The organism is Streptomyces sp. NPDC001401, from assembly GCF_042895385.1.
Taxonomy (GTDB): Bacteria; Actinomycetota; Actinomycetes; order Streptomycetales; family Streptomycetaceae; genus Streptomyces.
The window spans coordinates 178,272-202,725 of sequence record NZ_JBIAWI010000014.1; the positions used below are offsets into that span (position 1 = coordinate 178,272).

General features: G+C 70.4%; 22 protein-coding genes. 13 read left to right on the forward strand and 9 right to left on the reverse strand.

Annotated elements, in window-relative coordinates:
* Positions 1 to 14: 14 nt before the first annotated feature.
* Positions 15 to 821 (reverse strand): SGNH/GDSL hydrolase family protein, encoded by an 807-nt coding sequence (locus ACFY10_RS37165; protein WP_390669686.1) that lies wholly within the window; start codon positions 819 to 821, stop codon positions 15 to 17.
* A gap of 315 nt (positions 822 to 1,136) precedes the next feature.
* Here ACFY10_RS37165 and ACFY10_RS37170 point away from each other — a divergent pair, with 315 nt between their 5' ends.
* From ACFY10_RS37170 to ACFY10_RS37195, 6 genes are all read left to right on the forward strand, one after another.
* Positions 1,137 to 2,345 (forward strand): S8 family peptidase, encoded by a 1,209-nt coding sequence (locus ACFY10_RS37170; protein WP_390669687.1) that lies wholly within the window; start codon positions 1,137 to 1,139, stop codon positions 2,343 to 2,345.
* A 185-nt stretch (positions 2,346 to 2,530) separates the two neighbouring features.
* The gene (locus tag ACFY10_RS37175) at positions 2,531 to 2,965 is read left to right on the forward strand and encodes a hypothetical protein (RefSeq protein ID WP_390669688.1); all 435 of its coding nucleotides are present in this window, start codon (positions 2,531 to 2,533) and stop codon (positions 2,963 to 2,965) included.
* A gap of 345 nt (positions 2,966 to 3,310) precedes the next feature.
* Positions 3,311 to 4,147 (forward strand): glycosyltransferase family 2 protein, encoded by an 837-nt coding sequence (locus ACFY10_RS37180; RefSeq protein WP_390669689.1) that lies wholly within the window; start codon positions 3,311 to 3,313, stop codon positions 4,145 to 4,147.
* Positions 4,144 to 5,142, forward strand: a complete 999-nt coding sequence (locus ACFY10_RS37185) for a glycosyltransferase family 2 protein (protein ID WP_390669690.1) — start codon at positions 4,144 to 4,146, stop codon at positions 5,140 to 5,142. The genes ACFY10_RS37180 and ACFY10_RS37185 overlap by 4 nt, the downstream gene beginning before the upstream one ends.
* Positions 5,139 to 5,939 carry a polysaccharide deacetylase family protein gene (locus tag ACFY10_RS37190; protein ID WP_390669691.1) on the forward strand — a complete coding sequence of 267 codons (801 nt, stop codon included), beginning with the start codon at positions 5,139 to 5,141 and terminating at the stop codon, positions 5,937 to 5,939. Before ACFY10_RS37185 ends, ACFY10_RS37190 begins: the two co-directional genes overlap by 4 nt.
* Positions 5,932 to 9,777: a lipopolysaccharide biosynthesis protein gene (locus tag ACFY10_RS37195; RefSeq protein ID WP_390669692.1), complete on the forward strand. Its 3,846-nt coding sequence runs from the start codon at positions 5,932 to 5,934 to the stop codon at positions 9,775 to 9,777. Before ACFY10_RS37190 ends, ACFY10_RS37195 begins: the two co-directional genes overlap by 8 nt.
* A 40-nt stretch (positions 9,778 to 9,817) precedes the next feature.
* Here ACFY10_RS37195 and ACFY10_RS37200 read toward each other — a convergent pair whose 3' ends face one another.
* Positions 9,818 to 11,239 carry a xylan 1,4-beta-xylosidase gene (locus ACFY10_RS37200; RefSeq protein WP_390669693.1) on the reverse strand — a complete coding sequence of 474 codons (1,422 nt, stop codon included), beginning with the start codon at positions 11,237 to 11,239 and terminating at the stop codon, positions 9,818 to 9,820.
* A 168-nt stretch (positions 11,240 to 11,407) separates the two neighbouring features.
* Here ACFY10_RS37200 and ACFY10_RS37205 point away from each other — a divergent pair, with 168 nt between their 5' ends.
* Both ACFY10_RS37205 and ACFY10_RS37210 read left to right on the forward strand, forming a co-directional pair.
* Entirely contained in the window at positions 11,408 to 12,502 is a 1,095-nt protein-coding gene (locus ACFY10_RS37205; RefSeq protein ID WP_390669694.1) for a DUF5925 domain-containing protein, read from the forward strand.
* A gap of 23 nt (positions 12,503 to 12,525) precedes the next feature.
* A complete protein-coding gene (locus ACFY10_RS37210) occupies positions 12,526 to 13,296 on the forward strand; it encodes a DUF72 domain-containing protein (RefSeq protein ID WP_390669695.1) in 771 nt (256 codons plus the stop codon).
* A 129-nt stretch (positions 13,297 to 13,425) separates the two neighbouring features.
* Here the strand turns inward: ACFY10_RS37210 and ACFY10_RS37215 are convergent, their stop codons facing one another.
* Positions 13,426 to 13,794: a GntR family transcriptional regulator gene (locus ACFY10_RS37215; protein WP_390669696.1), complete on the reverse strand. Its 369-nt coding sequence runs from the start codon at positions 13,792 to 13,794 to the stop codon at positions 13,426 to 13,428.
* Positions 13,795 to 13,865: 71 nt separating this feature from the next.
* Between ACFY10_RS37215 and ACFY10_RS37220 the strand changes: the two genes are divergently transcribed.
* A complete protein-coding gene (locus tag ACFY10_RS37220; RefSeq protein WP_390669697.1) occupies positions 13,866 to 14,798 on the forward strand; it encodes a GNAT family N-acetyltransferase in 933 nt (310 codons plus the stop codon).
* A complete protein-coding gene (locus ACFY10_RS37225; RefSeq protein WP_390669698.1) occupies positions 14,779 to 15,279 on the forward strand; it encodes a DUF402 domain-containing protein in 501 nt (166 codons plus the stop codon). The genes ACFY10_RS37220 and ACFY10_RS37225 overlap by 20 nt, the downstream gene beginning before the upstream one ends.
* Before the next feature lie 5 nt (positions 15,280 to 15,284).
* Here ACFY10_RS37225 and ACFY10_RS37230 read toward each other — a convergent pair whose 3' ends face one another.
* On the reverse strand, positions 15,285 to 15,899 hold the full coding sequence (locus ACFY10_RS37230; RefSeq protein WP_390669699.1) for a class I SAM-dependent methyltransferase: 615 nt from the start codon (positions 15,897 to 15,899) through the stop codon (positions 15,285 to 15,287).
* Positions 15,900 to 16,039: 140 nt separating this feature from the next.
* Between ACFY10_RS37230 and ACFY10_RS37235 the strand changes: the two genes are divergently transcribed.
* A complete protein-coding gene (locus ACFY10_RS37235) occupies positions 16,040 to 16,174 on the forward strand; it encodes a hypothetical protein (protein WP_390669700.1) in 135 nt (44 codons plus the stop codon).
* A gap of 59 nt (positions 16,175 to 16,233) precedes the next feature.
* Here the strand turns inward: ACFY10_RS37235 and ACFY10_RS37240 are convergent, their stop codons facing one another.
* Positions 16,234 to 16,683 carry a GNAT family N-acetyltransferase gene (locus ACFY10_RS37240; RefSeq protein WP_390669701.1) on the reverse strand — a complete coding sequence of 150 codons (450 nt, stop codon included), beginning with the start codon at positions 16,681 to 16,683 and terminating at the stop codon, positions 16,234 to 16,236.
* Positions 16,684 to 16,853: 170 nt separating this feature from the next.
* On the opposite strand from ACFY10_RS37240, the gene ACFY10_RS37245 reads away from it, so the two are divergent.
* The gene (locus tag ACFY10_RS37245) at positions 16,854 to 17,837 is read left to right on the forward strand and encodes a lytic polysaccharide monooxygenase (RefSeq protein ID WP_390669702.1); all 984 of its coding nucleotides are present in this window, start codon (positions 16,854 to 16,856) and stop codon (positions 17,835 to 17,837) included.
* Positions 17,838 to 17,898: 61 nt separating this feature from the next.
* Here the strand turns inward: ACFY10_RS37245 and ACFY10_RS37250 are convergent, their stop codons facing one another.
* Positions 17,899 to 18,768, reverse strand: coding sequence for an esterase/lipase family protein (locus ACFY10_RS37250; protein ID WP_390669703.1), 870 nt, complete (start codon positions 18,766 to 18,768; stop codon positions 17,899 to 17,901).
* Positions 18,769 to 18,940: 172 nt separating this feature from the next.
* Entirely contained in the window at positions 18,941 to 19,387 is a 447-nt protein-coding gene (locus tag ACFY10_RS37255) for a MarR family winged helix-turn-helix transcriptional regulator (protein WP_390669704.1), read from the reverse strand.
* 92 nt (positions 19,388 to 19,479) lie between these two features.
* Here ACFY10_RS37255 and ACFY10_RS37260 point away from each other — a divergent pair, with 92 nt between their 5' ends.
* Positions 19,480 to 19,854 carry a cupin domain-containing protein gene (locus ACFY10_RS37260; protein ID WP_390669705.1) on the forward strand — a complete coding sequence of 125 codons (375 nt, stop codon included), beginning with the start codon at positions 19,480 to 19,482 and terminating at the stop codon, positions 19,852 to 19,854.
* A 17-nt stretch (positions 19,855 to 19,871) separates the two neighbouring features.
* Here ACFY10_RS37260 and ACFY10_RS37265 read toward each other — a convergent pair whose 3' ends face one another.
* On the reverse strand, positions 19,872 to 20,882 hold the full coding sequence (locus tag ACFY10_RS37265) for a helix-hairpin-helix domain-containing protein (protein WP_390669706.1): 1,011 nt from the start codon (positions 20,880 to 20,882) through the stop codon (positions 19,872 to 19,874).
* Positions 20,879 to 24,361 carry a DNA polymerase III subunit alpha gene (locus tag ACFY10_RS37270; RefSeq protein ID WP_390669707.1) on the reverse strand — a complete coding sequence of 1,161 codons (3,483 nt, stop codon included), beginning with the start codon at positions 24,359 to 24,361 and terminating at the stop codon, positions 20,879 to 20,881. Before ACFY10_RS37270 ends, ACFY10_RS37265 begins: the two co-directional genes overlap by 4 nt.
* Positions 24,362 to 24,454: the final 93 nt, after the last annotated feature.

Below are 24,454 nucleotides of genomic sequence, written 5' to 3' on the forward strand. Positions count from 1 at the left end.
GCCGTTCGCCGTGATCAGGCCGCGCTGGTCAGGACGGGCAGATAGCCGCCCGACTGGCCGGCCGCGGTCGGGTGGTACGACTCGCCGATGTTGAACCACTCGACGCTGTGCAGCCAGGAACTGCCGGAGCAGATCTCGTGGCCGGTGAAGGTGGTGCGGACGTCACCGAAGGTGAAGCCGTGGTCGGCCGCGACCTTGGCGGTGGCGGTGTCCAGATAGTCGGCCGCGTCGTTGATCGCCTTCCGCTTGGTCTCGGAGAGGCCGACGCAGGTGGTGCCGAGCTTGTAGAAGCGGGGGTAGCCGAGGACGACGACGTGCGCGTTCGGGGCCTTGGCGCTGATCGCCGAGTAGACGTTGTCCAGCTGTCCGGGGAGCGTCGAGTCGACGTACGCCTTCGCGGTGTTGATCCGGGAGAGGCAGGCGCTGTCGGACTGGAGCACACACGTCGTCATGACGTCGGAGAAGCCTGCGTCGTTGCCGCCGATGCTGATGGAGACCAGGCCGGTCGCGGCGCTGAGCGGGCCCAGTTGTCCGGACAGAACATCACCCGTACGGGCGCCCGAGCAGGCGGTGAAGTCGAACGTCGAGGGTGAGTGGGCGGCGGCCCAGAGGTAGGGATAGGCCTTCGTGCTGCGCTTGCAGTCGCCGCCGGCGCTGATGTAGCTGCCCGACCCGACCCCGGAGGAATAGGAGTCGCCGAGGGCCACATAGCCGCTGGCTGCGGCCTGCCCGGATGCCTGCGCCGCCGTGGCCCCGGTGAGGGCCGTGCCGGCGGCGAGGAGGATCGAGCTCACGAAAACGGCAATTCGGGAACGTCTCATGGAACCTCCCTTTAGCAGGATCTCTGCCATAACCGTCGTACCAATTACACGTGTCGATGGGAAGTGTCCATGTCAAGACTTTTCAGCTCCTGACGGGTCATCACCGCCGCTTCACCGCATGTTTGATTACGTGCTCATGACAGATTTGTTGACGGCTCCTCAACTCCCTTGTCCCACACCGGCAGATGACCCATTCTTTACTTCGGCTTGGGACGGGAACGCGACGTTCCGGGCCGTGCGTGCGACCTCGCGCGCACCCCCCACAGTCGTGCGCCCGACCCAGGCGTGCGCCGCCTAGAGGAGGACTCCCTCGTAATGGCACAACTGCGTAGCAAGAAGTTCCGGTTCGCCGCGGTCACCGGTCTGGCGACCGCCGCTCTCGTCGGCGGACTCACCACGCGCCCCGCCCAGGCCGCCCCGGCCGAGGGCAAGGTCCTGGCCGCCGGTTCCCCCACGGCGGTCAAGGACAGCTACATCGTCACGCTGAAGAAGAGCGCCGGCCTCAAGGCGGCCTCCGGCGCGGGCAAGGGCCTGATCAAGGAGTACGGCGGCACGGTCAGGAAGACCTTCGACACCGTGCTCAACGGCTACACGGCCACCCTCTCGGCCACCGAGGCGAAGAGACTCGCGGCCGATCCGTCGGTGGCCTCCGTCGAGCAGAACCAGACCGTCCACCTGACCGACACCACGCAGTCGAGCGCCCCTTGGGGCCTGGACCGCATCGACCAGGCCGCGCTGCCGCTCTCCGGGACTTACACCTACCCGGACAGCGCGGGCAGCGGGGTGACGGCGTACGTCATCGACACCGGCGTGCGCATCACCCACACCCAGATCAGCGGCCGTGCCTCCTACGGCTACGACGCGGTCGACGGCGACACCACCGCCTCCGACGGCAACGGCCACGGCACCCACGTGGCCACCACCATCGCGGGCTCGACCTACGGCGTAGCCAAGAAGGCGAACATCGTGGCGGTCCGGGTGCTGGACAACAGCGGCTCCGGCACCACGGCGGGCGTCATCGACGGCATCGAGTGGGTCACTGAGAACCACACCAGCCCGGCCGTCGCCAACATGTCGCTGGGTGGCTCCGCCTCCTCCTCGCTGGACACGGCGGTCGCCAACTCCATAGCCAGCGGCGTCACTTACGCGGTCGCGGCGGGCAACAGCTCCGCCAACGCCTCCTCGTACTCCCCGGCCCGCGTCTCCACCGCGATCACGGTCGGCGCGACCACCAGCTCGGACGCCAAGGCCAGCTACTCGAACTACGGCTCGGTCCTGGACATCTTCGCGCCCGGCTCCTCCATCACGGCGGGCTGGAACACCAGCGACACCGCGACGAACACCATCTCGGGTACGTCGATGGCGACCCCGCATGTCGCGGGCGCCGCGGCGGTCTACCTCGCGGGCCACACCTCGGCCACCCCGGCCCAGGTCGCCACGGCCCTGGTGAACGGCGCCACCTCCGGCGTGGTCACCAGCGCGGGCTCCGGCTCGCCGAACAAGCTCCTGAAGGTCGTGTCGTAGCACCGGCGCGACCGGCCCGCCCGACCTGAACCACGGCGTTCCCCGGAGGCAGCCGGCGCCTCCGGGGAACACATGTTTAAAGATGGATGAGAACAGGTGTGGGAGGGTTCCGTGTCTTGACGCCCCCTCTTGCGCTGCGCGACATTGAAGTCCGGCATCCGGCGCGCTGGGGGGCAAAGTCGCCAATGCAGACCATCCGTATCAAGAGACCTGCCAAGGGATCTCCGACAGACGGCAGATCTTCAGCAGACAGCAACGAGCGGGCGCGACCAGGACCGGGGAGGGACCTGTCGCCACTGCTCGCGGGCGCCGCGACGGCCGTGGGGGGATTCGGCGCGCTGCTGGCGCTGGCCGACTCGGACTCACCCCTGCGCGGGCCGCTCACCCTGTTCTTCCTGCTCGCCGCGCCCGCGACGGCCATCGGGGCCGCGCTGCGCGGGCTGGAGCGCTTCGGCCGCACACTCGCCGCGGTCGCGGGCGCAATCGTTCTCAACATGCTGGTGGCGCAGGGCATGCTGGCCGTTCACCGATGGTCGGTGCGCGGCGCAATCATCGCAGTGACCGTGATCAGTTTTCTCCTTCTTCTGGGTTGTGTAACGGTCAAACCAACAAAAAGGTGAGGCCTCGTTCCAGGTCTTGCCATACGGGTTCAATCGTCAATACCGTCGTACATCTCACCCGCAACGGTCCATCATCGAGCGGCTCTAGGGGAGGGCTCAAGGACCGCGATGGATCCGGGGCGGGGCGCGGTAGGGGGGTGCCGTGCTCGGTGACCGCGTTTGTGACCGAGTCGTGCCGCGCGACCGGCTGCCGTTCTGCGGCAGACGGCCAGCTTTGCCAGCTCGCCTCGGCGTGCACGTAGATCCATTTCGTCATGCCAGGGGCGTGAAACCCCCCTTTCGAACCGGACACGAAGCCGGGCCGCCCAGGGGCGGGCGGTCCACCGGACGAGAGGGACCAGACTCATGAGTTCTGTTCTGCGGCCGGCGACAACGGGCCAAGATCCGTCAATTGCCAGCAAATACCGGCCGATCTCTTCTCACCTGGCCATTGCGCCACCGGTGAGTGTGGTGATCCCCGCCATGAATGAGGCGGAGAATCTCCCGTACGTGTTCAAGACACTTCCGGACTGGATACACGAAGTCGTTCTGGTGGACGGCAATTCCACGGACGACACCGTCGAAGTGGCCCGCGATCTGTGGCCGAACGTCAAGGTCGTCGAGCAGCGGGGCAAGGGCAAGGGGGATGCCCTGATCACGGGATTCGAGGCGTGCACCGGCGACATCATCGTGATGGTCGACGCGGACGGCTCGGCCGACGGCAACGAGATCGTGTCGTACGTCTCCGCCCTGGTCTCGGGCGCGGACTTCGCCAAGGGTTCCCGCTTCGCCAACGGCGGCGGCACCGACGACATGACGTTCATCCGCAAGCTCGGCAACTGGGCGCTGTGCACCATCGTCAACCGCAAGTTCGGCGCCCGCTACACCGACCTGTGCTACGGCTACAACGCGTTCTGGCGGCACTGCCTGGACAAGATCTCCCTCGACTGCACCGGGTTCGAGATCGAGACCCTGATCAACATCCGGGTGGTCAAGGCGGGGCTCAAGGTGCAGGAGATCCCGAGCTACGAGTACCTCCGCATCCACGGCGCGAGCAATCTGCGGGCCGTGCGGGACGGGTTCCGGGTGCTCAAGGTGATCCTCAAGGAGCGGTCGAACCGGCGCGAGCTGCGCAGCCAGGAACACCACTCGCCGATGATCGACTCGGATCGGCTCGACTCGGTGCGGGGAGAGGTGTCTTGAGCGATCTCGACATCTCCGTCGTGATCTGCGTCTACACCGAGGACCGCTGGGAGGACATCCTCGCGGCGGTCTCATCGGTGCGGGCGCAGTCGCACCCTGCCCTGGAGACCCTGCTGGTCGTCGACCACAACCCGGCTCTGCTGGAGCGGCTGGCCAAGGAGTACAAGGAAGCCGAGGACGTGTTGGTGCTCGCCAACGCGGGTCCTCGCGGTCTGTCCGCCGGGCGCAACACCGGTATCGCGGCGGCGCGCGGCGAGGTGATCGCGTTCCTCGACGACGACGCCGTGGCCGAGCGGGAGTGGCTGCGGCGTTTCGCCGAGGGGTACGCCGATCCGCGGGTGATGGCCGTCGGCGGCCGTACGATGCCGATCTGGGCGTCGGGCCGCCGTCCGGCGTGGTTCCCGGAGGAGTTCGACTGGGTGGTGGGCTGCACGTACAAGGGGCTGCCGCCCGGCCTGGTCCGAGTGCGCAACGTGCTGGGCGGCAACGCCTCGTTCCGTCGTACGGCGTTCGACGCCGCGGGCGGCTTCGCGACCGGTATCGGGCGGGACGGCGACAAGCGCCCGCTGGGCTGCGAGGAGACGGAGCTGTGCATCCGTCTCACCCGCGCCAGACCGGACGCGGTCCTGCTGATCGACGACCGTGCGGTGATCCATCACCGGGTGCCCGAGGCGCGCGAGCACTTCGGGTACTTCCGCACGCGTGCGTACGCCGAGGGACTGTCCAAGGCGCTGGTGGCGCGAAGTGTGGGTGCGGACAAGGGACTTGAGTCCGAGCGCCGGTACACCACCAGGGTGCTGCCGGCCGGTGTGGTGCGGGGTCTGCGCGATGCCGTGCTGGCCCGGCCGGGCGGTGCGGGGCGGGCGGGTGCGATCGTCGCCGGGGTGCTCACCGCGGCGGGTGGGTACGTGGTGGGGAGCGTCCGGGCCCGCAAGGGGGGTGCCACGTTCTCGGTGGTGGAGATCAGCGGTGGAGATCGAGGGGGGATCTCATGAGTGAAGCGCCCGTGCCGGTTCTCATGTACCACTCGGTCGCGACCGCGCCGAACGACGCCACGCGCGCGCTGTCGGTGGCGCCGGAGGCGTTCGCCGAGCAGATGGCGCTCATCGGCGACCTGGGGCTCACCCCGGTCAACACGGCGGATCTGGCCGCGAGTTGGCGGTCGGGCCGCCCACTGCCCGCGCGCCCGGTCCTGATCACCTTCGACGACGGCTACGAGGGCGTGCACCGGCACGCCCTGCCCGTGCTCGCCAAGCACGGCTTCGCGGCCACGCTGTTCGTCTCCACGGGCTGGATCAAGGGCGCGTACGACACCGGGGGCGGCCTCGACACGATGCTGGACTGGGACCAGGTGCGCGAACTGGCCGCCGCGGACGTCGAGATCGGCGGGCACAGCCACACCCATCCGCAGCTGGACCAGCTCGACGACGACAGCCTGCGGCACGAGCTGATCCACTCCAAGGAGATCGTCGCCGACGAACTCGGCACCGTCCCCGCTTCGTTCGCCTACCCGTACGGCTACTCCAGCCGCCGGGTGCGCGAGGCGGTGCGGGAGACGGGGTACGCCCAGGCGCTCGCCGTGGGCAACGGCCTCGCGCGCCGCCGGCAGGGGCCGTACGCCCTGCAGCGGGTGACCGTGCGCCGCAGCACGGGCGTCGAGGAGTTCGAGCGGCTGGTCGAGGGCCGCGCGATCGCCCGCACCTTCGCCGGGGACCGTGCCCTCACCAAGGGGTACGCCCTGGTCCGCAGAGCACGACAGGTCCGCCGGAAGGCCATCCGTTCCCGTGTCTGACACGACCACAACGACCGAGGCCAAGCAGCCCGCGACCGAGGCGCCCGAGCAGTCGGGGCGCCGTCTCCGGCTGCCCGGAATGGGCAGGGCCAAGGGCGGCAGCCCGCTGTTCCGCAACGCCTACGCCCTGATGCTCAACACCGGCATCTCCGCGGTGCTGGGCCTTGGGTACTGGCTGCTGGCCGCCCGCTACTACTCCGAGTCCGCGGTGGGCCAGGGTTCGGCCGCGATCGCCGCGATGAAGCTGCTGGCCGGGCTGACGGCGGTGACCCTGACGGGCGCCCTGGCCCGCTTCATCCCGGTCGCCGGGCGTGCCACCGGGCGCCTCATCTTCCGTACGTACGCGGCGAGTTGTGTGGTCGTGTCGTTCGCGGCGGGGGTCTTCCTGCTGACCCTCAGCACCTGGGGGCCGTCGTACCACTTCCTGCACGGGCCGATCAAGGGCCTCGGCTTCATCATGGCCGTGGCCTCCTGGAACCTGCTCACGCTGCAGGACGGGGTGCTGACGGGGCTGCGCAGTGCGCCGTGGGTGCCGGTCGGCAACACGGTGTTCTCGGCGGTGAAGCTGGCGCTGCTGGTCGGACTCGCCGTCAGCATGCCGACGACCGGGGTCTTCGTGTCCTGGGTGCTGGCGATCGCCACCTCCGTGGTGCCGCTCGGGCTGCTGGTGTTCCGGCGGCTGGTCCCCCGGCAGATCGAGGCCACGGCGGAGCATGCGAAACCGCCGACGCTGAAGGAGATCGGCAGGTTCCTGGCGGGCGACTACACCGGCTCGCTGTTCTCGCTCGCCGTGGTCTATCTGATCCCGGTGATCATCGCCTCGCAGGTCAGTTCCGAGGACAACGCGTACTTCTACATCACCACGACGATCGGCGGCACGGTCAACCTGCTCGCCATCAACATGGGCGCCTCGCTGACCGTCGAGGGCTCGCACGACCCGGGCCGGCTCTCCGCCAACACCCGGGCGGCGCTGAAGCGCATGGCGCGGATCATGCTGCCGATCTGCGGGCTGCTGTTCATCGGGGCGCCGTGGATCCTCGGCGTCTTCGGCCAGGGCTACGCGGACGCGGCGACGCCGCTGCTGCGCTGGTTCGCGGTCGGCGCGCTGCTCCGGGTCGTCATGGAGACGTACTTCGCGGTGCTGCGTGCGCAGAGCCGTACCGCCGGACTGGCCTGGCTGCAGGGCCTGTTGTGCGTTCTGGTGCTCGGCCTGACGCTGCTGCTGCTCCCCCGCATGGGGCTGACCGGCGCGGGCGTCGCCGAGATCTCCTCCCTCGCGGTGATCGTCACCATCGCCGCGCCCAAGCTGTACCGGACCGTCCGGGCCGCACCGGCCGCCGCCGTCCCCGAGGAGACGGCACCCGACGGGGACCTCGCCGACCTGGGGGCGCGCGAGGTTCCGGCCACCGAGAAGCCCCGCAGGCGCGGCCCGGCCTGGGCGCTGGACAGCGACACCCTCGCGCTCGGCATCCACGTCGACTTCGACCACCTGGAGCGCCGCCCCGACGTCCGCCCGGGCCCGGGCACCCCGCCCACCGGCACGCCCGTGGTGCGCGCCGACCACCGGCCGACCTGGGCGAAGAACCCGGAGGTCGGCCTGCCCGTCGAGGAGCGCGAGCCGGGCTCGGAAGCCTCCCTGGGACCGGCCGAGATGGAGGTGGACGCGCCCTTCGAGGCCGAGTTCGAGCCCGGCTTCGGCGCGGGCTTCGACGCGGGCGAGGAGGCCGTACGAGAGGCGGAGGCGTCGCTCGTACAGGAGCCCGTACAGGAAGAGGCGCCCGTACGAGTGCCCGATCCGCCGTCGCTCTCGTGGCGGGAGCGGCTGCAGCCCACCCGCCTGGGCGTCGTCCTCGGCTGTCTGCTGGTGGCCGCGCTGCTGCTGTACTGGGTGCCCGCGCTGCGGCTGGGCGAGGCGGACCTGGACCGGATGGGCGGGCTCGGCCTCATCTCGGTGCTGCCGCTGCCGACGCTGATCGGGGCGGCGCTGCTGGTGGCGGTGTTCGCCTCGCTGCTGTGGCTGGGCCGTGAGCACAAGGCGCTGCTGCTCATCACCCTGCTGGCGACCGTGGTGTCGCTGCACGCGCTGCCCGCGGTGATCGAGACCGAGCCGCGCTTCCCGACGGCCTGGCAGCACCTCGGGTTCCTCGACTACATCGACCGCACCGGGTCCGCCGTACCCGACCTGGACGCGCGCTGGAGCTGGCCGGGATTCTTCGCGGTGGCCGCGTTCGTCGCGAAGGCCTGCGGGATCACGGACCTCACCGAGGTCATCCGCTGGTGGCCGCTGACCATCCAGCTCCTGTATCTGGCCCCGATGTTCCTGCTGGTGCGCTCCCTGCGGGCCGGCTGGCGCGCCAAGTGGACCGGCATCTGGATCTTCGTCCTCAGCGGCTGGGTCGGCCAGGACTACTTCTCCCCGCAGGGCTTCACCTACCTCCTCTACCTGGCCTTCGTCGCCATCCTGCTGGTCTGGTTCCGTGAGCCGCGGGTGATCTGGACGAAGAAACGGCCGGGCGAGGCGGAGGTCGAGCCGACGAGCCGACGCCAGAAGGCCGTCCTGCTCGGGGTGCTGATCGGCCTGTTCATGGCGAGCGTCCCGGCGCACCAGCTCACCCCGTTCGTGATGCTGGGCGTGCTCGCGGCGCTCGTCCTGATCGGCAGGTCCGAACTGCGCGGCCTGCCCATCCTGTTCGCCGTGGTGGTGGCGGTGTGGATCGGCTTCATGGCCGAGCCCTACTGGTCCGGGCACTTCAACGAGCTGTTCGGCGGGGTCGGCGGCGTCGGCAGCAATGTCTCCACGTCGGTCTCCGGCCGTATCCAGGGCGGCGACTCGACCCACAAGCTCGTCCTGTACGCGCGCGTGCTGCTGGCCGGCGGCGTGATGGCGTTCGCCTGCTGGGGCTGGTGGCGGCGGCGCGACCACAAGTACCGCGAGCGCTCGCTGCTGGTGCTGACGTTCGTGCCGTTCCTGGGCTTCGGCATGCAGTCGTACGGCGGCGAGATGGCCCTGCGCGTCTTCATGTTCGCGGTGCCGGGCGCGGCCCTGCTGGCCGGCCTCGCCCTGTTCCCGCGCACCGGAGTCACCGCCGAGGAACGCGACAAGGACCGCGTCAGCCTGGCCCCGCTGGCCGCACTGCTGGCGGGACTGCTCCTGATGGGCGGCTTCCTGGTGGCCCGCTGGGGCAACGAGCCGTTCGAACGGGTCCGGCCCGGCGAGGTCGCGGCCATGGACTACGTGTACGCCCACGACCGGCCGACCGTCCGCCTGCTGTGGCTGAGCAACGACACCGTCAACGACGTGACACCGGCGATGCCGTGGGGCGCGAAGGACATGGAGCGGGTCAACTACGTGCCCACGCTCGCGCCGGCCGACCCGGTGCTGGTGTCGGGGCTGGTCAAGGCGCTCAAGGACGCGGGCCCGAACTCGTACCTGATGGTCAACGCCAGCCAGACGACCTATCTCCAGATGGACGTGGGCTATTCGGACACCTGGGAGCCCCGGCTCATCCAGAACCTGGACCAGCGGCCCGAGCTGAAGAAGGTCTACGTCAACGACGACGCCACCGTCTACGCCCTCAAGAAGCAGCCCGCGGGCAAGGTGCCGAAGCCGGATCCGGGTCCGATCGGACCGCAGATCACCTGGACGCCGTGGTCGGTCGTCGGCGCCCTGGCCGCCCTCGCGCTGATCGTCTTGCTGACGGCGCGCGAGGTGGTGCGGGTCGCGGTGCGGCCGGGTGTGCGGCAGCTGCGGTGGCTGCAGAGCAGCTTCTGGTTCTCGCTGCCGCTGCTGGCGGTGCTGCTGGCCTCGCTGGTGCAGCGGTTCCTGACGATGAAGTGAGATGAAGCGAGATCGCGTGTCGTGAGGTGGCTCGACCGGCTTACCGGTTGAGCCACTTCACTTCGTACGCCTGCATCTCGAACCGCTTGCCGTCGACCTGCGCGCTGATCGACCGGTCGAGGGTGTTGACCACCAGGACGGTCCTGTCGGTGGCGAGGACGCGGACGTTGGGCACGTCGTCCGCGGCGACCGACACGGTCGTGTACTTCGTGCCGGGCGGGAACGCCTGGTGGAAGCGGGAGACCAGGTCGAACATGGGCAGCTTCCTGCCGCCGTCCGCGCTGTCGGTCGGCGTCCACAGACAGCCCGCGCAGTTGGTGCCCTTCTCCTCCTCCGGGTTCCAGTAGAAGCCCGAGGAGGCGCCGCCCTTGACCATGGCGATCATTCCGGCGGCCTGGACGGCCACGCGGCGGGTCTCGGACCAGCCCTTGCGGTCGTCGTTGCCGTCGGCGGGCTCGACGTAGTACTCGGCCCACCACAGCGGCAGGTTGTGCGTCTGCTGCCGCACCCACTTCCCCACGGCGGTGAGCTTGTCGGTCGCCGCGAACTCGTTCGGCAGCATCTCGTCGTCGTTGGTGTAGCTGGAGCCGTCGACGACGACGAAGTCGGCGCCGGCCTTGTTCCTGTTCCAGTAGTCGAAGGCGTCGAGGACCCGCTGGTCCATGGCGCCCCAGGGGCCCTTGAAGGTCTTCGAGGCCTCGTCCGCGCGCGGGTCGACACTGTCCATGACCAGGTACGGCCCGCCGACCATGATGTCCTTGTCGACCTTCTTCAGGGCCTTGTAGACCAGGTTGTAGAGCTTGGTGTAACCCTCGTAGTCCCAGCGGCCCTTGGCGTCGTTCCAGAAGCCCTTGAACTCGTTCCAGACGATGAAGTGGCGTACGTCCGGATAGCGCTTGGCGACGGTCGCGGCGAGCGCGGCGAAGTCCGCGTAGTGCTCGGGCAGCGGGGCGGTCTCCAGCGCGGACTGGCTCCAGTCGGTGTTGTCGACGCCGGCCTTGCCGCCCTTCATCCAGTCCGGGGAGCAGCACAGGGTGACGACCGGGGTGCCGCCGGACTTGCGGATGAAGTCGATACGGCGGTCCATCGCGTCGAAGTCGTAACGCCCCTTCACCGGCTCGGGGTTGTCCGCGCCCCAGCCCATGAGGGCCTGGTCCTGCGGCATCCCCCCGGCGTCCGCAAGTAGCTTCTCGACGTTGTCGGTAGCGGTCGAGCTGCCCTCGTCGGCGCTGTACTGGGTGTGCGTGAAGCCCCAGCCGACCTCGGGCTTGTCCTGGTCCTTCGGGGTCACCGGGGTGCCGTGCACCGTGGCGCCGTTCTTCGAGGTGCCCTTGGTGCTTCCGCCGCTGTCCGGAAGCGTGTTGATCAGGGTCACGATCAGTGCGAGTGCGGCCACGCCCACGCCGAGCAGCGCGGTGAGCCGCCACCGCCGTGCCCCCGAAGTCCACTCATGACGTCCCATCGAGGGCAACAGTAACGGCGTGAATGCCGTACAGGGCAGATGTTGTGAATGCACAGCTCTGTAACGGGACGGATTGGATACAAACGGACTCTCGGCGCACAGCCGACACAACCGACGCACTACGGAAAGCGGATGCACACGGCGCCCTCGTGCCGGATCATGGACGCCATGTCTGCGAACCCACACGACGCTCTGCCGATCCGGCTCAACGTCGACGACAGCGACTCGCCGTCCGACGTCGTCGACGCGCTGTTCCTCGGCCGCTTCGCGACGGGCGAGCAGCCGTACTCGCATGCGGCGAACATCGACCGGGTCCGGTCGGGGGCGACGCTCCTGCCGCCGGGCGCCCGGGTGCTGCGCATGGCCCGTGACGACGACCGCAGCGCGACGCTGGCGGAGGGCGACGGCTGGACGCTGCTGATCTCCCGCTGGAACCGCGGCGCCGACGTCACGGTGACGGCGACCAGCGCCGAGCTGGCGCAGAAGGTCCTCGACCAGGCCACGGACGGCGCGGCGGACGAGCCCGAACCCCAGCCGGAGAACGTGACGATGGGCTTCTGGTACGTCTCCCCCAGGCGCGGCCCGCACCGCACGACCCGGCAGATCTCCGCGGGTACCTGGGACGAGGTGCGGGAGAACTACACGGCGCCGGTGGCGGACGCGATGGACCGCCTGATGAAGACGACTCCCGAGGACATCGCGGGCCGCCTGCTCCTGCTGCACGGCCCGCCGGGCACCGGCAAGACCTCCGCCCTGCGCACCCTCGCCCGTTCCTGGCGGGACTGGTGCCAGGTGGACTGCGTACTCGACCCCGAGCGCCTCTTCTCCGACGTCGGCTATCTGATGGACATCGCGATCGGTGAGGAGGACGGGACGGGCAAGGGCCGCTGGCGGCTGCTGCTCCTGGAGGACTGCGACGAGCTGATCCGCGGCGAGGCGAAGCACACGGCGGGCCAGGCGCTGTCGCGGCTGCTGAACCTGACCGACGGCCTGCTCGGCCAGGGCCGCAACGTCCTGGTCGGGGTGACGACGAACGAGGACCTGGAGCGCCTGCACCCGGCCGTGGTCCGCCCGGGCCGCTGTCTGGCCCGCATCGAGGTGGGGTCGCTGACCCGCGCGGAGGCGGTGAACTGGCTGGGCACGGACGAGGGCGTGGGCCGCGAGGGCGCAACGCTGGCGGAGCTGTACGCGCTGCGCCGGGGCACCTCGCCGACGGCGCTGCCGGAGCCGCGGGACGGGGCGGACGCCGGGCTGTATCTCTAGGCGACCGGTGTTTTGATGGACGTATGACCCTGTTCGTCGGGACGTCGGGGTGGCAGTACAAGGACTGGCGGGGCGTCCTGTACCCGGCCGAGTGTCCGACGCGGCTGTGGCTGGAGGAGTACGCGGCCCGTTTCGCCACGGTGGAGATCAACAACGCGTTCTACCGGCTCCCGACGCGGGAGAACTTCGAGAACTGGCGGGACCGGGTGCCGCCGGATTTCGTGGTCACGGTGAAGGCGAGCCGCTATCTGACCCACATCAAGCGCCTGCGGGACCCCGAGGAGCCGGTCGACCGCCTCATGACCCACGCGGCCGGCCTCGGCGACCGCCTGGGCCCGGTGCTCCTGCAACTCCCTCCGACACTGAAGGCCGACGCGGGGCTGCTGGACGCATGTCTGGGCTGCTTCCCCGCCGGCACGAGGATCGCGGTGGAGCCCCGCCACGATTCGTGGTGGACAGCCCAGACCCGAAAGGTCCTCGAGGCCCGGCGCGCTGCCCTGTGCTGGGCCGACGTCCAGGCTCACCCCACCACCCCGCTCTGGCGCACCACCGACTGGGGCTACGTCCGCTTCCACGAGGGCCGCGCCCGTCCATGGCCGCACTACGGCCGCCGCTCCCTGGAGACATGGGTGGACCGGATCGCAACCACCTGGTCCGACGCCCGGGACGTCTACACGTACTTCAACAACGACCCCGGCGGTGCGGCGGTGAAGGACGCGGTCACCTTCGCGCGAACGGCCACGAGGGCGGGGCTCACGGCAACGCGCACCCCGGAGCTCGCCGCACGCCGCTGACCGCTGCCGGCAAGCGGGCGGGGCGAAGTACGCTGCGGTTCGACAGCGCCCCAAAGGGGCGCGGGGAACTGCGCGACCAGCCACGACGGGCCTGCAGGCGATCAACGGCGCACCACTCCCGGAAACTGCTTACCCCTCGTAGCCCGCCCGCAGGGCATCCCGCACGGCGGCCAGCGCCGCGCCCTCGTCCAGCCCCAGCCGGCGAGCCCGCTCCACGTAAGCCTGGGCAGCCAAGGCCAACTCCCGCTCCGCCGCCGAGCCCGCGGCAGCGACGAACGTACCGTTGCGCCCCCGCGTCTCGATCACCCCGTCGCTCTCCAGCGCGCGGTACGCCTTGGCGACCGTGTTCGCCGCGAGCCCGAGCGATTCGGCCAGCCCCCGCACGGTCGGCAGCCGGTATCCCACCGGCAGCACCCCCGACCGCGCCTGCTCGGAGATCTGCGCCCGCACCTGCTCGTACGGCGCGGCACTGTCGTCGATGTGGATCTTCAAGGTCACGCTGCCGATTGTCCCGCACCCGCAGGAAAATGAGGGGCGCCCGCGCAAGTCCCCACGTAGCGTGCGCGCATATGACTGTGAACGTGCGCGATCTCCGCCCCGACGACCGGGCCGACGTCGAGGCCTTCGCCCGGGTACGGCACCTCGCCCTCCCCCACATTCTGTGGACCCCGGACGCGATCACCCACCGCCTCGCACACACCCACCCCGACGCCCGCTTCAGATCCCTGGTCGCGGAGGAGGACGGCGAGGTCATCGGCACGGCCCAGGTGCAACTGGCGTACGACAGCCCGGAGCCGGACCAGGGGATGCTCAACATCTATGTGCGCCCGGACCGGACCCTGCGCGGCGCGGGCGGCCTCCTGGTCCGCACGGCCGAGGAGCACCTGACCACATACGGCGCGACGAAGCTGTTCGCCTGGGTCCTGGACGAGCCGGCCAACCGGGCCTTCGCCGAACGGCACGGCTACCGTGCCAGCCGCTCCGCCCACTTCCTCCGCCTCGACCTGACCGGCGGAACGCTCCCGCCGCTCCAGTCCCCGCCGCCGGGCGTCGAGCTGCGCTCCGCGGCCGACTTCGCGGACGATCCGCGCCCGCTGTTCGAGCTGGACGCGGAGACGACATCGGACGAACCGAGCGACGTCGAGGCCGAGCTCACCGACTACGAGGCCTGGCTCGAGGAGAGCTGGCAGCACCCGCTGCTCAACCGGGAGCTGACCACGGTCGCGTTCGTCGAGGGCCGCCCGGCCGCGTTCAGCGTGGCCTGGACGGACGCCGCCACCGGCCGCTACGCCACCGCCATGACCGGCACCGCCCGCGCCCATCGCGGCCGCGGCCTGGCCAAGCTCGCCAAGAACGCCTCCCTGCACCGCGCCCGCACCGCGGGATACGCGGTGGCGCTCACGGGCAACGACTCCGGAAACGAGCCCATGCTCGCGATCAACAAATGGTTCGGATACGAGATCTGCGCATCGGAGGTGCGGTATGTCCGCGAACTCACCTGATCAGTCAGGGCAGTTGGACGTCGTCCTGGTCAAGGCGGGCCGGACGAAGATCCGTTACGCGGCGGAGCTGCTCGGCGACGACGGTACGCGCATCGTCGTCCGCGCGCCCTGGGCGGGCGACGGCGTCCGCGACTTCGGCTTCGTCCGCTTCGAGAAGGGCGACGTCTTCACGGAGTACTACTGGCGCGACCGCTGGTACGCGGTGAAGGAGGTCCGCGACTCCGAGGGCACCCTGAAGGGCTGGTACTGCGACATCACCCGCCCCGCCATCCTCTCCGGCACCGAACTGATCGTCGAGGACCTCGACCTCGACCTGTGGCACTCCGCCGACGGCAGGGACGTACGCCGACTGGACGAGGACGAGTTCGCCGAGAGCGGGTTGCCGGAGACGGACCCGGAGGCCGCGGCCGCCGCCGTCGCCGCCCTGGACCAGCTGGAGACGCTGGCCCGCGGGGGCGGCTTCGACGCACTGCTGGCGTGAGGGACTCACACCAGCGCCACCACCGCGTACCGCTCGTCCGCCACCTCCTTCCCCCACAGCAGCGCGTCCTCCGACAGCCACTCCACACGCACGTCCCCGGCCAGCGGTGCGAGCAGGCCGGTGAGCAGGTCGGCGGGGATGCCGGCCGGGCTGACCGTCCCCCACACGCCCTCGACCAGCACCAGCCGGCCTCCCGGGCGCACCAGCTCCCGCCAGTGCCGCAGGACCCGGCCGGGGTCGGGCAGCGCCCACAGCAGATGCCGTACGAGCACGACGTCGAAGCGCTGCTCCCCCACCGGCGGCGCCGCCGCGTCACCGACGAGGAACGCCGCGTCACGCCCGGCCAGCTTCGCTCTGGCGAGGTCGACCATGGGCGCGGAACTGTCCACGCCGGTCACGCGGTGTCCCTGCTCGGACGCGAGGAGCGACAGACTGCCGGTGCCGCAGCCGAGGTCGAGGACGTCGCTCGCCCGCTCCGGCAGCCAGGAGAGGAGCCGCTCGGCCCAGGCCCGGCGCGCCTGCGGGTCGCGCAGACCGTGATCCGGTTCGTCGTCGAAGGTGGCGGCCTCCGCGTCCCAGTCCACAGCCGCCCAGCTCAGCCCGTCGTTGTCGTTGGTCATGAGCCCAAGAGTGACACCCGCCACTGACAGTCGATTCGTGACAGCCACCACAGACAGGCCCGGACCGATGAGTCACCCTCCCGGAAAGGGTCTGCCTCCGTGAGAACGCGGAAGACCGGCAGAACCCGAAGGAGGCAGCCATGCGCCGCACCTATGTGCAGAAGCCCCTGAGGAAGACGGACTCCCGCAAGGTCCGCGAGGAGGCCGACGAGCGTCCCGCCGGACGCCCGGAGGTCCGAAAGGACATCGCACGAACGTGGTGGCCGGACGGCTGAAGCAGCCGGTCCAGCCAGTGCGTCGGTCCAGCCAGTCCGTCCGTCCGTCAGCCAGTCAGTCAGTCCAGCCGCTTGCGGTAGTGGATGCGGTCGTAGGGGCCGTCCACCCGCCGCTCCACGACCTCATAGCCGAACTTCGGATAGATCTTCTGGTTCTCCCACATCATCGCGTTGGTGTAGAGCCTGACCTCGGGCAGACCGAGCGCACGCGCGCGTGCGTCCACGAACTGCAGCAGCCGCCGCCCCACGCCCCTGCCGTGCGCGTCGGGGTGGACGGCGATGTTGTCGAGGTACAGATGGTCCGCGTGCTCCTCGAGCACGACCAGGCCGATCACGGGGTCTCCCGTCACGAACACCCTGCCCGCGGCCACATTCGCCGCGTGGTCCGCCTCCATCGGCTGCGGCACCACCCCGATGCGCTCGATGTAGTGGTGGTACGCGGCGTCGGTCACAGCCTTCACGGCCGGTACGTCGGCGGCGACGGCCGCCCGGATCTCCTCGTCGGTCATGCCGCGCACGGTATTACCTGATCCCAGGCTGAGCACTCCCTTAACGCCACCATAAGGATCTCCATCACCCGCCTCCAGCAGGCGATTTCACGGTTTCTTGGGGCTAGCTTGCTGATCGCCCCCACGGGTTTCCAGCCGCGATCCCAGTGACCGTTCCGAGGAGTTCCCCCATGCCCGCACGCCGCAAGGCCGCCGTCGTCGCCGCCCTCGGCACCGCCCCCCTCGCCCTGACCGTCCTCGCCGCCGCCCCGGCATCCGCGCACGGCACGATGGGCGATCCGGTCAGCCGGGTCTCGCAGTGCTACGCGGAGGGTCCGGAGAGCCCTGAGTCGGACGCGTGCAAGGCGGCGGTCGCGGCCGGCGGCACCCAAGCGCTCTACGACTGGAACGGCATACGCATCGGCGACGCGAACGGGCAGCATCAGACGCTGATCCCGGACGGCAAGCTGTGCAGCGCGAACAACGAGGAGTTCAAGGGGCTCGACCTGGCGCGCGCCGACTGGCCCGCGACGAGCGTGAGGAGCGGCTCGTACACGTTCAAGTACCGCGTCACCGCACCGCACAAGGGCACCTTCAAGGTGTACGTCACCAAGGCCGGTTACGACCCGACGCACCCGCTGGCCTGGTCCGACCTGGACCTGGAGCACCCGGTGGCGACGGCCACCGACCCGGTCGCGGCGGGCGGCTTCTACACGTTCTCCGGCACGCTCCCCGAGCGCTCCGGCAAGCAGCTCCTGTACGCGATCTGGCAGCGCTCGGACAGCCCGGAGGCGTTCTACTCCTGCTCGGACGTGACCTTCGGCGGGAGCGGCAGCAGCAGTGGCGGCAGCGGTACGACGAGCAGCTCGTCCCCGGCCCCGGCCGCCTCCGCGCCCTCCGACGAGCAGATCGAAGCCGGTGCCGACAAGTCGACGGTCGAGCACCACGGTCACGGTGACGCCGACGCAAGCACCTCGGCGGACCCGACGACCGCCGCCGCGGCCAACGCACCCAAGGCGGCCGGCGCCGAGGAGAACCTCGCCGAGACCGGCGCCGGCGGCAGCACCCCGTACATCGCCATCGGCGGCGCGGGCGCCCTGGCCCTCGGTGCGGCTGCCCTGTTCGCGTCGGTCCGCCGTCGCGCGAGCGGCGAGGGCGGACGGCACGGCCGCTGACCCGGCCGAAGAGCGCGGGGCCTGTCCGGCGGCTCAGGTCGGACAGGCCCCGAGATGTGCGTCAGCCCAGTGCGGACAGACAGGTGGTGGCGGTGGCGTGCGCCGGATCCAGGGCGTTGGCCACCTCGTGGAAGGCGACCCGGTCGGTCAGCCCGACCAGGGCGTGCTCGGAGAGGTCGACCGCGCACAGGTTCTGCAGCAGCACGTTGTGCACGTCGGAACCGCTCAGGAACTGACTGCTGTACGGCGTGACCACCTCGTCGTACTTGGTGGCGAGGACCGTGTAGTGGACGCCGGGGACGGTGTCCCCGCCCGCGTTGAGCTTGGTGAGGAAGGCGGATCCGACGACCTGGTCGGCCAGTGCGGGTGTGGCGGCGGAGATCAGGTCCGCCGCGCCGGGGAAGTACGGCAGCAGGTTGGTGAAGCCGTCGAGGTCGGTGCCGTGATTGCTGGGTGCGATGCCGACGAGGGCGTTCACCTTGGCGGCTCCGCCGAGGAACTTGAGGTAGTAGCGGGGCATCATGCCGCCCTGCGAGTGGCCGACGAGGTCGACCTTGGCGGCGCCGGTCGCGGTGAGCACCTTGTCGACGTAGGCGGACAGTTGCTGTGCCGACTTGTCGATGGGCCCGAGGCCGTAGAAGACGGGGACGCCCGACAACTGCCCGTAGTCCAGGGAGAAGACGCAGTAGCCGCGGTCCTCCAGATAGGGCGCGAGGGCCAGCCAGTTGTCGACGGAGTTGGCGAGGGTGCCGTGGACCAGGACGACGGGGCGGGGATGGGTGGCGGACGGTTTGCAGGAGTAGTCGTTCCAGCCGCTCGACGAGGTCACGGCCGTGTCGCCGGCGTGGGCGACGGTGGCCGGAACGGTCGCGATCGCGGCGGTCAGCAGCAGCGCGGTCAGCGGTCTGAGCACTCGTTTCCAGGGCAGCATCGTGTGATCTCCTTGCGGCTCAAGGGAGTTGCGATGGACTTACGCCCTGTGATCCGGATCACGAAGGATGCTGTTCACTCGTCAAGTTACGAGCGAGTAGCTCAAGTGTGAAGTTACGCGTCAGTAAAAACTTCCAGTGATAACTGACTCGGCAGTAGCCGGCACTGAACCGTCACCAGGCGGGCCTGATGGGCCCATAGGGCGCAATGCGCCCCAACTGCCCACCCAGCGACCGCACTTCAACCTCACCGAGCACATCACTCCACCCCTGCACCACCTCCGCGGCAGCCTCCTCCGCGGCCCGCGTGCAGGCCCAGCCTCGCTCGGTCAGCACGATCAACCTGGCGCGCGCATCCACGGGATGCGGTCGGCGCTCGGCATAACCCTTCCGCACGATCTCGTCGACGAGCTGACTGGCGGCCTGCTTGGTGACGCCGAGGTGGACCGCGAGGTCGGTGACCGTCGCGCCGCCCGGGGCAAGCCGCGCGAAGGCGAAGCCGTGCGCAGGCCTCACCCCCTCGAAGCCGCGAGCGACGACGCCTTCATGGATGCGTTGCGTGAGCTCGCCGGCGACGGCAAGCAGGGCGGCGGACAGGGCCATGGCCTCGGAGTTCTGCACGGAGGCATTGAAACACCCTTGACGGGATGGTCAAGCAGCTTGACCATAGAGGAGACAGTCAAGCTACTTGACCATATGGATCGGAGTCAGCCATGCCCGTCATCCGCACGTCCGAAGCCGTCACCCACGAGATCCACGGCGCCCGCTTCGTCTCGTACGCCACCCCGCTCGCCGGCAGTCAGGAACTGTGCGCCTGGCGCGGTGAGATCCCCGCCGGGACCAAGGCTCCGGCCCACACCGTCAGCCGCGAGGAGATCTTCCATCTCCTCATCGGCGAACTGCTCGTCACCCTCGACGGCCGCACCGACCGCATCACCGCGGGCGACACGGTCATCATCAATCCGGGCGCGACCTTCGGTGTCGAGAACCCCACCGATCAGACGGCGATCTCCTGGGTCACCACATCCATCGGCCTGGAGGCGGTACTCGCCGACGGCACCCGGATCACTCCCCCATGGGCCAACTGACCTTCTGGCAGGGGGAGTTACGCCGCCAGCGCCCCCGGTCGCACCGCCCCCGGTCCGAACTTCGCCCGGACCCGGTCCGCGGCCTCCTCGATGCGGCGGACCTTCTCGTCCACCGGGTCGAAGGTGAGCTGGTAGGAGGCCTGTTCGGCGGGGCCGAGGGACTCGGCGCGGAGGGTGAGGGCGCGGACCCGGGCGCGCTGGAGGCCCAGGGACTCGTACATGTCGTACGCCGTCCTGGTCAGGGCGGCCGAGTGGGCGGTGGGTTCCTTGAGGGTGCGGGTGCGGGTCGTCGCGGTGCGGTCGGCGTAGCGCGCGGTGAGGGTGAGCGTGCCGCAGACCTTGTCCAGGGCGCGCAGCCGGGCGCCCAGTTCCTCGGCGGCCGAGAGCAGCGCGCGGCGGTGCCGGTCCGGGGACAACTCGTCGCGGGTGAAGGGGCGTTCGGCGGCCAGGATGGGGGTCCCCCCGCTCGAGCGAAGCCGAGAGTGGGGGAGGGAGACGGCGTTCGGGACGACGCGGCCGCGGTCGATGCCGTTCGCCTTCTCGTGCAGTTCGCGGGCCGTCTTCGCGCCGATCAGGCGCTGGAGTGTGGAAAGCGGTGCGGCGGCGACCCGGCCGAGGGTGTCGAGGCCGTACTCGCACAGGGTGCGGGCGGTGGCCGTGCCGACGCCGGGGAGCGCGGTGACCGGGCGGTCGGCGAGGAACTCCGCGATGCCGTCCGGATCGCCGGGGACCTCGCACGTCAGCCCGGGCCGGGCGTCCCGCAGCGCCACCCGTGCCAGCATCGGGCCCGGTCCGGCACCGATCACGCAGTCGACGCCGTACAGGGCGAGGGCGCGCACCCGGATCACCGCCGCCAGTTCGACCGCGCTGCGCCCGAAGTACCGCTCGGCGCCCCGCAGATCGGCCAGTGCCCCGTCCGGCGGCAGTGCCTCCACGACCGGGGTGAACTCCTCCAGCAGCCCGAGCAGCCCCGGCAGGGCGGCCTCGTACGCCTGCGGCAGCTGGAAACGTACGCACACGATGGTCATCCCGCACTCCCCGGGCTCTGGTGCCACAACTTCCGTACCTGTGAGGGCTCTTGACCCGCCGGTCGCAGATCGGCCCACGGGTTCATTTCGTATCCGGTGGGCATTTGGATTCGCCGGCCCCGTGCCGGATCCGAGCCCTCTCCCTCCGGCATGGGCTCCGCCAGCCGCTTCGCCACCTCGTCGAGGCCGCCCTCGGCGCGCAGTTCGACCAGTTCGGCGAGGTTCCAGGCGGCGGCGCCCACCACGCTGAGGCTGCGCGGGCCGCGCCGCTGCACCACTCCGCGCACCAGCAGCAGCCAGGAGTGGAAGACGGTGTGGGCGCAGGCGTCGTGGGAGTCGTCGAAGAAGGCGAGGTCGACCAGGCCCGTGCCGTCGTCCAGAGTGGAGAAGATGACCCGCTTGCCGGAGCGGATCGGCGGGGTCTGGGTGGCCGCCTTGGCCCCCGCCACCAGGACCGTCTCGCCGTGCCGCGTCTCACGCAGCCGGCGGGCCGACACCACGCCCAACTCGTCGAGGAAGGCCCGGTGGTCGTCCATCAGGTTGCGCGAGGCATCCATCGACAGCACCCCCAGTTCGGCACTGAGTTTCTCGGCGGAGGACAGGTCCGGCAGCCCGGCGGAGGCGGTCTTCCGCCCACCGGCCAGGGGGAGTTGACCACCGCCCGCACCCCGGGCGCCCCGGTGCAGCTCGGTCAAGTGCAGTTGCAGATCACGCCGGTTGGCACCGAAGGCATCCAACGCACCCACCTGCGCGAGCCGCCCGGCCAGCGGACGACTCGGCCGCGCCCGCTCCCAGAAGTCCAGCAGCGAGGCGTACGGCTGCCCCTCCGCGATCCGCGCCGCCTCGGCCTCGCTGATGCCGTACACGTCGGAGAGGGCCAACCGCAGCCCCCAGACTCCCGATCCCGATCCCTCTGATTCAGACACCAGTTCGATACGGTGTGCGACCGCCGACCGGTTCACATCCAACGGCAGCACCGGCACCCCGCGCCGCCGCGCATCCGCCAGCAGCAGCCGCTTCGGATACATCCCGGGGTCGTGCGTGAGCAGCCCGGCATAGAAGGCGGCCGGGTGATGGGCCTTCAGCCACGCGGACTGATACGTCGGCACGGCGAAAGCAACGGCATGCGCCTTGCAGAAGCCGTACGAACCGAAGGCCTCGACGATCTCCCAGGTCCGCCGAATCGTTTCCGCGTCGTAGCCGTTGGCCGCCGCGTGCTGTGCGAACCACACCTTGATCCGCCCCTGCGACTCCGGGTCCGACAGCCCGCGCCGCACCCGGTCCGCCTCGCCGCGCCCGCAGCCGGTCATGATGGCGACGATGTCGATGATCTGCTCGTGGAAGACGACGACCCCGTACGTCCCCTTCAGCGGTTCCTCCAGGTCCGGGTGCGGATAGCGGACCGGCGCCCGCCCGTGCCGTGCCTCGATGAACGGCCGCACCATGTCGGCGGCGACCGGGCCGGGCCGGAAGAGGGAGATGTCGACGACGAGGTCGTGGAAGGTGGCCGGCTGCAGCCGGCCCACCAGGTCCCGCTGGCCCGGCGACTCGATCTGGAAGCAGCCCAACGTCTCGGTGGAACGGATGAGTTGATACGTCGCCGGGTCGCCGCCCTCGACCGCGTCCAGGTCGATCCGCTCCCCCGTCGCCCGCTCCACCTCGGCGACCGCGTGCGCCATCGCCGACTGCATCCGCACGCCCAGCACATCGAGTTTGAGCAGCCCGAGGTCCTCGACGTCGTCCTTGTCGAACTGCGACATCGGGAAGCCCTCGCCGCTGGTCGGCATGACCGGCGTACGGGAGAGGAGGGAGGCGTCGGAGAGCAGGACCCCGCAGGGGTGCATGGCGACTCCGCGCGGGAGGGCGTCGAGGGCTTCGACGAGTTCCCAGAGCCGTCCGTACCGCTCCTTCTCCCCTGCCAGCGCCTTGAGTTCGGGCAGTTCCTCCAGTGCCGCGCGGGCGTCGCGGGCGCGGATGTGCGGGAAGGACTTGGCGATGCGGTCGATGTCGGCCGGGTCCATGGACAGGGCCGCGCCGACGTCACGGATCGCGTGGCGGACGCGGTACGTCTCCGGCATCGCGACCGTCGCGACCCGCTCCGTACCGAACCGGCCGATGATCGCGCGGTAGACCTCCAGCCGGCGTGCGGACTCCACGTCGATGTCGATGTCGGGCAGCACGACCCGCTCCTTGGACAGGAAGCGCTCCATCAGCAGTCCGTGCTCGACCGGGTCGGCGTTCGCGATGCCGAGGAGGTGGTTGACCAGGGAGCCCGCGCCGGAGCCGCGGGCGGCGACACGGATGCCCATGTCCCGTACGTCGTCCACTACTTGAGCGACCGTCAGGAAGTAGGAGGCGAAGCCGTGGTGGGCGATGATGTCCAGCTCCCGGTGCATCCGCTCCCAGTAGGCGCGCCTGCCGGAGTAGCCGTGCAGCACCATTCCGGCCGCCGCCCGCGAGGCCAGCGCCCGCTGGGCGGTGCGGCGGCCCGCGCCGACGAGGTGCGGCTCGGGGAAGTGGACGGCGCCCATGCCGAGGTCGTCCTCGGGGTCGACCAGGCACTCGGCGGCCGTCGCCTGCGTCTGCTCCAGCAGGCGGTGGGCGGTGTCGCGCCGGTAGCCCGCGGCCTCGACGATCCGCTCGGCGGCGTGCAGCATGTCGCCCGCGCCCTTGAGCCAGGCCTCGCCGGAGTCCAGTTCCTTCGCCGGGTCGACGGGGACCAGGCGGCGGGCCGCGTCCAGGACGTCGGCGACCGGGCCGAGGCCGGGGTCGGCGTAGCGGACGGCGTTGCTGAGCACCGGACGGATGTGCTGCTCGGCGGCGAAGCCGACGGTGCGGGCGGCCAGGCGCAGGGAGCCGGGGCCGGTGCCCTTGCGGCCGTGCCAGACCGCTTCGAGGCGCAGGGCGTCGCCGTAGATCTCCCGCCAGGGGGCGAGCAGCTTGGCCGCGCGGTCGGGGCGGCCGGCAGCGAGGGCGCGGCCGACGTCGGAGGCGGGGCCGAGCAGGACGGTCAGGCCGTCGGCGACGGGGGTCCCCCCGCTCGGGTGCGTCCGGGAGTGGGGGGTGTCGGTCCAGGGCAGCAGGGGCGGGCCCTCGGCGGAGTGCGCCGCGGTGACCAGGCGGCACAGGTCGGCCCAGCCGCGGGCGCCGTCCCTGGCGAGGAAGGTGACGCGGGGTGTCGACTCGTCGATGAAGGCACCGCCGCGTACGGGGGTACGGCGCCTTTCCCGTCGTACGGGATCGTCCTCCCGCAGCCGGGCGGGCTGCTCCACCGCCAGTTCCGCGCCGAACAGCGGGCGGACGCCCGCCTTGGCGCAGGCCTTGGCGAAGCGGACCGCGCCGGCGAGGGTGTCGCGGTCGGTGAGGGCGAGGGCGTCCATGCCCCGTTCGGAGGCGCGCTCGGCCAGCCGCTCCGGGTGCGAGGCGCCGTAGCGCAGGGAGAACCCGGAGACGGTGTGCAGATGGGTGAAGCCAGGCATCCGCACCTCCCGCTCTCGTCCGCCGTCGTCCGCAATCGAACATCAGTTCCCGACTGCCCCACCCCCACCATAGACCAAAAATCGAATGAGTGT